This window comes from Psychrosphaera sp. HA2-10 (assembly GCF_055693745.1).
The window spans coordinates 1,165,213-1,175,304 of record NZ_CM146341.1; the positions used below are offsets into that span (position 1 = coordinate 1,165,213).

The window sequence follows — 10,092 nt, forward strand, 5'->3', positions numbered from 1 at the left end:
GTAAAGGAAGACCTAATGAAAAAGATTAGTTTTTTTGGACTAGGTAATATGGGTGGCCCAATGGCAGCTAACCTAGTCAAAGCAGGATACGAAGTTTGTGTTTACGACTTAGTTCCTTCAGCAGTTAACGAACTTGTGGGCTTAGGAGCGAAGGCAGCTGATACGCCAGAAGCTGTAGTTGCCGATGCGGATATTATTATTTCAATGTTGCCAGCAGGAAAGCATGTCGCAAGTCTTTATAAAAGTTTAATTGGCCCAGCAGACCAGCCGAATAGAAACTTAAAGAAAGGTGCACTTGTAATAGACTGCTCTACTATTGATGCTGCTACGATTAAAGCACTTAACGTAGAGTTAACTAATATTGATGTGGGTTGTATCGACGCACCAGTATCTGGTGGTGTAGCCGGAGCTACTAATGGAACGCTTAGCTTTATGGTCGGTGGTAACGAAAAATCATTCAACCAAGCAAAGCCTTTATTAGAAGTAATGGGTAAAAATGTATTTCATGCTGGTGAAGTTGGTGCAGGTCAAATAGCGAAAGTTTGTAATAACATGCTATTGAGCATTTTAATGGTTGGTACTTCAGAGGCTTTACAGCTTGGTATAGATAATGGATTAGATCCAAGTAAGCTATCCGAAATTATGTCAAACAGCTCAGGAAGTAACTGGACGTTAGACGTGTATAATCCGTGTCCAGGAGTTTCAGAGTCAGTACCATCAAGTAATGACTATAAGCCTGGGTTTATGACCAATCTTATGTTGAAAGACTTAGGCTTAGCTATGGATACGGCTGTAGCTTCTGGTTCGTCTACGCCGATGGGAGCGTTAACAAGAAATTTATATGCTTTACATCAAAAATCAGGCAACGGTGAATTAGACTTTTCTAGTATTTTTAAGCAGTTTAGCCAAAAATAGCCTTTTAAAAGCTATACAGTAAGTTTGAATCGCTAATTTGTAAGCAAATGGATGGTGTTCAGTAGGGGATATCCTTAATAGATGTTGTTTTTCGTTTCTAAACGCTTCGCTATTAAGATAAATGGCAATTAGTTTGGTATTTAGTTAGATGTATAACTAACCTAGTTGCCTTTACTAGCCTACTTTAAATAGTCTGTAGCGTAAAAAAAAGTAAAAATGGTTTGCTTAATAAGCGTTTTGTACAATACTTAGTCATTCAAGCATTTTTTTGCCAATTATTTGCAATTAGTGCTTGCGCTATTTCTAAAACTCCCTAAAATGCGTCCTCGTTGTCAGGGAGACATCAAACAGCTCGAAACGTTAAGTAAAGGTTGTGAGATGAGGCTCAAAACGGTTTAGAAAACTTCTTCGCTAATACCTCGAAAGAGATTGAAAAAGTTTTGATAAAAACGTTGACAACGAATTAGGGAAGTGTAGAATGCGCTTCCCGGTTGAGACAAGGTCTCGACCAAGAGCAGAAAGGCTCTGAACGTTCTTTAACAATTTGTAATTAATTATTTGTGTGGGCACTCCGAAGAGTAGTAACAAACACGCTAGAGTTTCTTAGGAAACAGGCTAGCACTTGTAAACTATTGATTGAGTGTCTGAACGAAAATTTATTTGAACAGAATTCAATGAGTAGCGATTAAACTTTTAAGTGAAGAGTTTGATCATGGCTCAGATTGAACGCTGGCGGCAGGCCTAACACATGCAAGTCGAACGGTAACAGAACTAGCTTGCTAGTTGCTGACGAGTGGCGGACGGGTGAGTAATGCTTGGGAATTTGCCTTTAGGTGGGGGACAACAGTTGGAAACGACTGCTAATACCGCATGATAGCTACGGCTCAAAGGGGGCTTCGGCTCCCGCCTTTAGAGAAGCCCAAGTGGGATTAGGTAGTTGGTGAGGTAAAGGCTCACCAAGCCGACGATCCCTAGCTGGTCTGAGAGGATGATCAGCCACACTGGAACTGAGACACGGTCCAGACTCCTACGGGAGGCAGCAGTGGGGAATATTGCACAATGGGCGAAAGCCTGATGCAGCCATGCCGCGTGTGTGAAGAAGGCCTTCGGGTTGTAAAGCACTTTCAGCGAGGAGGAAAGCTTAGTCGTTAATACCGGCTAGGTGTGACGTTACTCGCAGAAGAAGCACCGGCTAACTCCGTGCCAGCAGCCGCGGTAATACGGAGGGTGCGAGCGTTAATCGGAATTACTGGGCGTAAAGCGTACGCAGGCGGCCATTTAAGTCAGATGTGAAAGCCCCGGGCTCAACCTGGGAACTGCATTTGAAACTGGATGGCTAGAGTGCGACAGAGGGTGGTAGAATTTCAGGTGTAGCGGTGAAATGCGTAGAGATCTGAAGGAATACCAATGGCGAAGGCAGCCACCTGGGTCGACACTGACGCTCATGTACGAAAGCGTGGGTAGCAAACAGGATTAGATACCCTGGTAGTCCACGCCGTAAACGATGTCTACTAGCAGTTTGACTCTTAAGAGTTGTCTTGCGCAGCTAACGCATTAAGTAGACCGCCTGGGGAGTACGGCCGCAAGGTTAAAACTCAAATGAATTGACGGGGGCCCGCACAAGCGGTGGAGCATGTGGTTTAATTCGATGCAACGCGAAGAACCTTACCATCTCTTGACATCCATAGAATTTAGCAGAGACGCTTTAGTGCCTTCGGGAACTATGAGACAGGTGCTGCATGGCTGTCGTCAGCTCGTGTTGTGAAATGTTGGGTTAAGTCCCGCAACGAGCGCAACCCTTATCCTTAGTTGCCAGCACGTAATGGTGGGAACTCTAAGGAGACTGCCGGTGACAAACCGGAGGAAGGTGGGGACGACGTCAAGTCATCATGGCCCTTACGAGATGGGCTACACACGTGCTACAATGGCAAGTACAAAGGGTTGCGAACTCGCGAGAGTAAGCGGATCCCATAAAGCTTGTCGTAGTCCGGATTGGAGTCTGCAACTCGACTCCATGAAGTCGGAATCGCTAGTAATCGTGGATCAGAATGCCACGGTGAATACGTTCCCGGGCCTTGTACACACCGCCCGTCACACCATGGGAGTGGGCTGCAAAAGAAGTAGGTAGCTTAACCTTCGGGAGGGCGCTTACCACTTTGTGGTTCATGACTGGGGTGAAGTCGTAACAAGGTAGCCGTAGGGGAACCTGCGGCTGGATCACCTCCTTATAAACGAAGTTACACCTTTAGAGTGTTCACACAAATAATTAATTACGAATAATGAGCGAGAAAGCTGCAAGCTGTTGGCTGCATTCGAGAGTTTGTAGCATAAACGATAGGCCTGTAGCTCAGCTGGTTAGAGCGCACCCCTGATAAGGGTGAGGTCGGCAGTTCAAGTCTGCCCAGGCCTACCAAAATCTCACCTGACTGCGTTATTTCGTTACTTGTTTAGATAGTCTAAACGGCGTAACAAAATGCCTTGTCAAATGTGATTTGGACCAACGTTTTAATGACGTGACTTCAGTATGGGGCTATAGCTCAGCTGGGAGAGCGCTTGATTTGCATTCAAGAGGTCCGCGGTTCGATCCCGCGTAGCTCCACCATACTGACACTCAGTTTCTCGATTCAAAACCCTAAACCATACACATTAAGTTAGTGTGCATCGTTTAGAGTTTTTTATAAACTCATGCTCTTTAACAATTTGGAAAGCTGATAAAAAAATAAGGTAAACATTATTGTTTATTTATTTGTTATTCAACAACTAAAAAAATAATTTTGATTATCACTGTAAGAGAAAACTCAAGCGTTATTTATGTCAGGTTCTTGACCTTATACAAGTCAAGTAACCAATAAATATGACACATAAACTACGACTGAATTTGCGAGAGCATTTAAGGTTGTATGGTTAAGTGAATAAGCGTATACGGTGGATGCCTTGGCAATTGGAGGCGATGAAGGACGTGTTAATCTGCGATAAGTCTGGTTAAGGTGATAAAAACCGTTATAAACCAGAATTTCCGAATGGGGAAACCCACCCTTTTTAGGGTATCGTATAGTGAATACATAGCTATGCGAAGCGAACCCGGAGAACTGAAACATCTAAGTACCCGGAGGAAAAGAAATCAACCGAGATTTCCTAAGTAGCGGCGAGCGAACGGGAAACAGCCGAATCAGCATGGTTTAGTGGAATGCTCTGGAAAGTGCAACGATAGTGGGTGATAGTCCCGTACACGACAAGCCATGTTGGACATATTAAGTAGGTCGGGGCACGAGAAACCTTGACTGAAGATAGGGGGACCATCCTCTAAGGCTAAATACTCCCAATTGACCGATAGTGAACCAGTACCGTGAGGGAAAGGCGAAAAGAACCCCTGTGAGGGGAGTGAAATAGAACCTGAAACCGTATACGTACAAGCAGTAGGAGCAGACTTGTTCTGTGACTGCGTACCTTTTGTATAATGGGTCAACGACTTATATTTTGTAGCAAGGTTAACCGAATAGGGGAGCCGTAGGGAAACCGAGTCTTAACTGGGCGAATAAGTTGCAAGGTATAGACCCGAAACCCGGTGATCTAGCCATGGGCAGGTTGAAGGTTGAGTAACATCAACTGGAGGACCGAACCCACTAACGTTGAAAAGTTAGGGGATGACCTGTGGCTAGGAGTGAAAGGCTAATCAAACCGGGAGATAGCTGGTTCTCCCCGAAATCTATTTAGGTAGAGCCTCGGACGAATACTTACGGGGGTAGAGCACTGTTTGGGCTAGGGGGCCATCCCGGCTTACCAACCCCATGCAAACTCCGAATACCGTAAAGTAATATCCGGGAGACACACGGCGGGTGCTAACGTTCGTCGTGGAGAGGGAAACAACCCAGACCGCCAGCTAAGGTCCCAAAGTTTATGCTAAGTGGGAAACGATGTGGGAAGGCTTAGACAGCTAGGAGGTTGGCTTAGAAGCAGCCACCCTTTAAAGAAAGCGTAATAGCTCACTAGTCGAGTCGGCCTGCGCGGAAGATGTAACGGGGCTAAGCATAACACCGAAGCTGCGGTAGCGAATTTATTCGCTAGGTAGGGGAGCGTTCTGTAAGTGGCTGAAGGTGCATTGAGAAGTGTGCTGGACATATCAGAAGTGCGAATGTTGACATGAGTAACGATAATGGGGGTGAAAAACCCCCACGCCGAAAGACCAAGGGTTCCTATCCCATGCTAATCAGGGTAGGGTAAGTCGGCCCCTAAGGCGAGGCAGAAATGCGTAGTCGATGGGAAACAGATTAATATTTCTGTACTTTTAATCATTGCGATGGGGGGACGGAGAAGGCTAGGTGAGCACGGCGATGGTTGTCCGTGTGAAAGTATGTAGGTAGGCTGCTTAGGTAAATCCGGGCGGCTAATACTGAGATACGAGACGAGTCACTAAGGTGATGAAGTCATTGATGCCATACTTCCAGGAAAAGCCTCTAAGCTTCAGATGATTAAGAACCGTACCCCAAACCGACACAGGTGGTCAGGTAGAGAATACTAAGGCGCTTGAGAGAACTCGGGTGAAGGAACTAGGCAAAATGGTACCGTAACTTCGGGAGAAGGTACGCCCACATTAGGTGAAGGCACTTGCTGTCGGAGCTGAAGTGGGTCGCAGTGACCTGGTGGCTGCAACTGTTTATTAAAAACACAGCACTCTGCTAAATCGAAAGATGACGTATAGGGTGTGACACCTGCCCGGTGCCGGAAGGTTAATTGATTGGGTTATCGCAAGAGAAGCTCATGATCGAAGCCCCGGTAAACGGCGGCCGTAACTATAACGGTCCTAAGGTAGCGAAATTCCTTGTCGGGTAAGTTCCGACCTGCACGAATGGTGTAATGATGGCCACGCTGTCTCCACCCGAGACTCAGTGAAATTGAAATCGCAGTGAAGATGCTGTGTACCCGCGGCTAGACGGAAAGACCCCGTGAACCTTTACTACAGCTTGACACTGAACATTGAGCCTACATGTGTAGGATAGGTGGGAGGCTATGAAACTTGGACGCCAGTTCAGGTGGAGCCATCCTTGAAATACCACCCTTGTATGTTTGATGTTCTAACATTGGCCCCTTATCGGGGTTGTGGACAGTGTCTGGTGGGTAGTTTGACTGGGGCGGTCTCCTCCCAAAGAGTAACGGAGGAGCACGAAGGTTTGCTAAGTACGGTCGGACATCGTACGGTTAGTGTAATGGTAGAAGCAAGCTTAACTGCGAGACAGACACGTCGAGCAGGTACGAAAGTAGGTCATAGTGATCCGGTGGCTCTGTATGGAAGGGCCATCGCTCAACGGATAAAAGGTACTCCGGGGATAACAGGCTGATACCGCCCAAGAGTTCATATCGACGGCGGTGTTTGGCACCTCGATGTCGGCTCATCACATCCTGGGGCTGAAGTCGGTCCCAAGGGTATGGCTGTTCGCCATTTAAAGTGGTACGCGAGCTGGGTTTAGAACGTCGTGAGACAGTTCGGTCCCTATCTGCCGTGGGCGTTGGATGATTGAGAGGGGCTGCTCCTAGTACGAGAGGACCGGAGTGGACGAACCGCTGGTGTTCGGGTTGTCATGCCAATGGCATTGCCCGGTAGCTACGTTCGGAATCGATAACCGCTGAAAGCATCTAAGCGGGAAGCGAGCCTCGAGATGAGTCATCCCTGACAGTTTAACTGTCCTAAAGGGTCGTTGAAGACTACAACGTTGATAGGTAAGGTGTGGAAGTGCTGTGAGGCATTAAGCTAACTTATACTAATTGCCCGTGAGGCTTAACCATACAACGCTTAAGTGTTCTCCTAGAGAGATAATCAAGGTTACCTTATTTTATTTAGCTTTCTAATTGTTAAGACAATTTAAGTAAGCGGTGTTTATTAAACATCGATTACAAACAGCTTTGCCTGGTGGCAATAGCGCTGTGGAACCACCTGACTCCATTTCGAACTCAGAAGTGAAACGCAGCTGCGGCGATGGTAGTGTAGCATTTGCTATGCGAGAGTAGCTCACCGCCAGGCTCCCATACTAACCCCTTGCACTTGGTGCGAGGGGTTTTATTTTGCTCTTATTTAGGCCTTAGCCCGAGCAAAACAATTTATACTTGATGGCAATAGCGTTGTGGCACCACCTGACTCCATTTCGAACTCAGAAGTGAAACGCAACTGCGGCGATGGTAGTGTAGCATTTGCTATGCGAGAGTAGCTCACTGTCAAGTCCCCATAAAAAAGCCCGCACTTGTGCGGGCTTTTTGCTTTTAAGAGACGGTATTGGTAATACTTTTTCCTATGAATATGCTTCAATCATTATAGCGTCCTAAAACCTTCAAAGGTAACTATATAGACTGGACGTACAAGTACAACTCTTTCAAAATTGCCATATTCTTTTCATTTCCATCTTGTTTCATTGCACAAGATTCAAGAGCCATCTGGAATTCATCCATCGTTAGATTAGGTTTATCAACGCCATGCATAAGTTTATCTGTTCGATATTGTTGCCACCAATTTGCTTCTGTTTGAGATAGCATAGAAGTAAAATATCGAGCTTTATACAAACGCCATAACTGGTTTAATTTTGGGTCTTCAAAACTCACATCAAGCTTCCATTGATCTTCAATTGCGTGTTGATGAATTGTTTTTTTCTGGTGTTGGTCTGCTGTAGACGTAAAACCTTCATATAAACGATATTCGGGGTTGCTCTCGACCTCGTATTCTTTTTCGAACGTAAATACTTCATTAAGGGCGATTAAAAGCTCAGGGTTAGCTTTTAATGTAGCAAGATTTTTTAAACAGGCTTCCCTATCTATGCCAAGCCTTTCAGCATTTTCGGGGAGAAGTGTTTTTGCAGGTGCTAAAACAGGACACTTATTTAACTGAACTGTCTTTAGTCCGATACGCTCCTCACCATTAAGGTCGACGGTTTTTGTGTACATCTTTGTTGCGAGAGCTTCAGGGCCTAATCCTATTAATGGGGTAGGATCTTTAGTTAGGTCATAAACGATTATTGAATTTTTGTTTTTAGGATGAAAACCAATAGGTGCTACCCACGTTGTGCAACCTTGCCAAGCCGAAAACATACCTGATGTATGAACAAGCGGAGTTAAACTATAAATATCTATAAGCTCACTGAGTTTATTTTTATCTCTGTGTTCAAATAGAAAGTTGTATAGTTTGGGTTGTTTATTCTTTATCAGCTTAGCAAGTTCAATAGTAGCAATAACATCTGAAAGGGCATCATGCGCAGCACCGTGCTCAATGTTATTTGCTTTTGTCAAAAGTTCTAGGCGAAAGCTTGGTTTACCTTCATCGTCTACAGGCCAATTAATACCATCTGGTCTTAACGCATAACATGCCCTAACCATATCAAGAATATCCCAGCGAGAGTTATTATTTTGCCAACTGTAGGCATAGGGATCATAAAAGTTTCGATATAAGCCGTACCTGATCATTTCATCGTCAAAGCGGACATTGTTATATCCAATACAAGTTGTATTAGGTTTAGCTATTTCGGAATGAATAAGTTTAAAAAATTCGGGCTCAATTAAACCTTTTTGCAACGTTTTTTGTGGCGTTATACCTGTAATTAAAGCTGCCTCTGGATGAGGTAAATAGTCATTTGGAATCTGACAATACTCTACTAATGGTTCACCAATTATATTAAGTTCTAAATCCGTACGTACACCAGCAAATTGGCTTGGTTTATCTTTTTTAGGACTAGTTCCCCATGATTCAAAGTCATACCAATATATAGAGGGTTGAGAATGAGACATAATCACCTGTTAAATACTTAACGCCAAAAAATACTATTGACGGCTATTAATAAGAATATGATTGCTTGTGAACGGAGCAATATAACTTTAGTTTTATTGTTCACAGATAGCTTACTTCGGCTTCTATCAGCCAGTTCCACCACCATTAAGTACCAGAGCATATCAATAAAAAATACTGTACCTAGTAAAATCAGAGCTAAATCTAGACCAACCGTATCCACTGGTACAAACTGAGAAAACAACGCGAGAAAGAAAAACGCTAATTTAGGGTTTAAAAAGCCGATTAGAAATGCCTCTCTACTGGCTTTTACATAAGTATTAAGACTAACCTCGTTTTCGACGGTTGCTTGAACATTATTGTCTGAAACTTTGGTGTTTAAATCGGATAATTCGTCTGTAGTTAATGAATTTGCTGCTTTTAATATATTAGCAGCTAAATATAACAAGTAAGCTGCGCCAGCGTATACAATAGTAGTAGCTACTACCGGAAACTGATTAAAAAGCTTAGCCAATCCAAAAACAGTGGCAAACGCATAAAATAAAATAGCAAACGCATGCGCTACACTAGCACAGCGACCTGCTGTTTTGTTGCTTCCAAACGTATGACCTAAAATTATTGCTAGGCTCGGGCCGGGTGTCGCAGCGCCTAATAAACAAACAATCGCCAAAGAAAACCAATCTACAATATTCATCTTTACTCCGTTTAAGTGTTCATTTTCCCATAGTTCTTAAAGGTTATATAGATATGTTTAACTTAGTTTTAACGATTAATTAGAGTTTTAAATACTAGTTTTTGTAAATGGAATTCACTCACAAGGATTAAAAGTATTATTAAATCCCTAGTGTGTCGAAATTTTCGTAAAAGTATCAGAAAAACAAGGCAATTTTCAGAAAAAGTTCTAGCATTATAAGAGCAACATAAAATAAGGGTTTAATATGGAATCAGTCAAAGTTAAAGATCATATGAATAGTCGTCCTATACACTTTAAAGGCACCGAAACTGTAGTTGAAGCGGTAGAAAAACTATTGGAATCAAAAAGCTCTGGTGGCGCAGTTGTTAATGATGAAAAGCAAGTTATTGGTTTTTTATCAGAACAAGATTGTTTAAAAGCTATGTTATCTTCTACATATCACAGTGGCGAAGCATCAAAGTGTGTGGCCGAGGTGATGTCTACCGAAACAATGCTAGTTAAACCTTATGATAGCATTCTGGCAGTAGCTGAGGATATGCTAGTCGCCAAACCGAGAGTATACCCTGTTGTAGATGACGATGGCCATTTAGTGGGAAGTTTAACGCGGACTCTAGTATTAAGCGCGTTAGATAAACATTTGCATTCTATATATGAAAAAGGCTCTCATTTCGTATAGACCAGCACAACATCAAAACACAAAGTAATGTTTAACTACTTAGCA

The 10,092-nt window shown here is 43.6% G+C and carries 4 protein-coding genes, 2 tRNA genes and 4 rRNA genes; 8 read left to right on the forward strand and 2 right to left on the reverse strand.

Going from position 1 to position 10,092, the window contains the following annotated elements; genetic code table 11:
- The first annotated feature begins 15 nt into the window (after nucleotides 1–15).
- The 7 genes from mmsB to rrf (ACZ1GV_RS05380) all read left to right on the forward strand — a co-directional run bounded on the left by mmsB (nucleotide 16) and on the right by rrf (ACZ1GV_RS05380) (nucleotide 7,128).
- A complete protein-coding gene (gene mmsB / locus ACZ1GV_RS05350) occupies nucleotides 16–915 on the forward strand; it encodes a 3-hydroxyisobutyrate dehydrogenase (protein ID WP_472675571.1) in 900 nt (299 codons plus the stop codon).
- A gap of 694 nt (nucleotides 916–1,609) precedes the next feature.
- A 16S ribosomal RNA gene (locus tag ACZ1GV_RS05355) occupies nucleotides 1,610–3,143 on the forward strand.
- A 108-nt stretch (nucleotides 3,144–3,251) separates the two neighbouring features.
- Nucleotides 3,252–3,328, forward strand: a tRNA-Ile gene (locus ACZ1GV_RS05360).
- A gap of 113 nt (nucleotides 3,329–3,441) precedes the next feature.
- Nucleotides 3,442–3,517: transfer RNA gene (locus tag ACZ1GV_RS05365), tRNA-Ala, on the forward strand.
- A gap of 300 nt (nucleotides 3,518–3,817) precedes the next feature.
- Nucleotides 3,818–6,696: ribosomal RNA gene (locus ACZ1GV_RS05370) — 23S ribosomal RNA — on the forward strand.
- Between the two features lie 120 nt (nucleotides 6,697–6,816).
- A 5S ribosomal RNA gene (gene rrf / locus ACZ1GV_RS05375) occupies nucleotides 6,817–6,931 on the forward strand.
- A gap of 82 nt (nucleotides 6,932–7,013) precedes the next feature.
- Nucleotides 7,014–7,128: ribosomal RNA gene (rrf, locus tag ACZ1GV_RS05380) — 5S ribosomal RNA — on the forward strand.
- The 16S, 23S and 5S rRNA genes sit together here with 2 tRNA genes alongside, the layout of an rRNA operon.
- Before the next feature lie 117 nt (nucleotides 7,129–7,245).
- On the opposite strand, the gene sbcB is transcribed toward rrf (ACZ1GV_RS05380), so the two are convergent.
- On the reverse strand, nucleotides 7,246–8,679 hold the full coding sequence (sbcB, locus tag ACZ1GV_RS05385; protein WP_472675572.1) for an exodeoxyribonuclease I: 1,434 nt from the start codon (nucleotides 8,677–8,679) through the stop codon (nucleotides 7,246–7,248).
- A 17-nt stretch (nucleotides 8,680–8,696) separates the two neighbouring features.
- Nucleotides 8,697–9,371: a LysE family translocator gene (locus ACZ1GV_RS05390; RefSeq protein ID WP_472675573.1), complete on the reverse strand. Its 675-nt coding sequence runs from the start codon at nucleotides 9,369–9,371 to the stop codon at nucleotides 8,697–8,699.
- 244 nt (nucleotides 9,372–9,615) lie between these two features.
- Here ACZ1GV_RS05390 and ACZ1GV_RS05395 point away from each other — a divergent pair, with 244 nt between their 5' ends.
- Entirely contained in the window at nucleotides 9,616–10,047 is a 432-nt protein-coding gene (locus ACZ1GV_RS05395) for a CBS domain-containing protein (protein WP_472675574.1), read from the forward strand.
- Nucleotides 10,048–10,092: the final 45 nt, after the last annotated feature.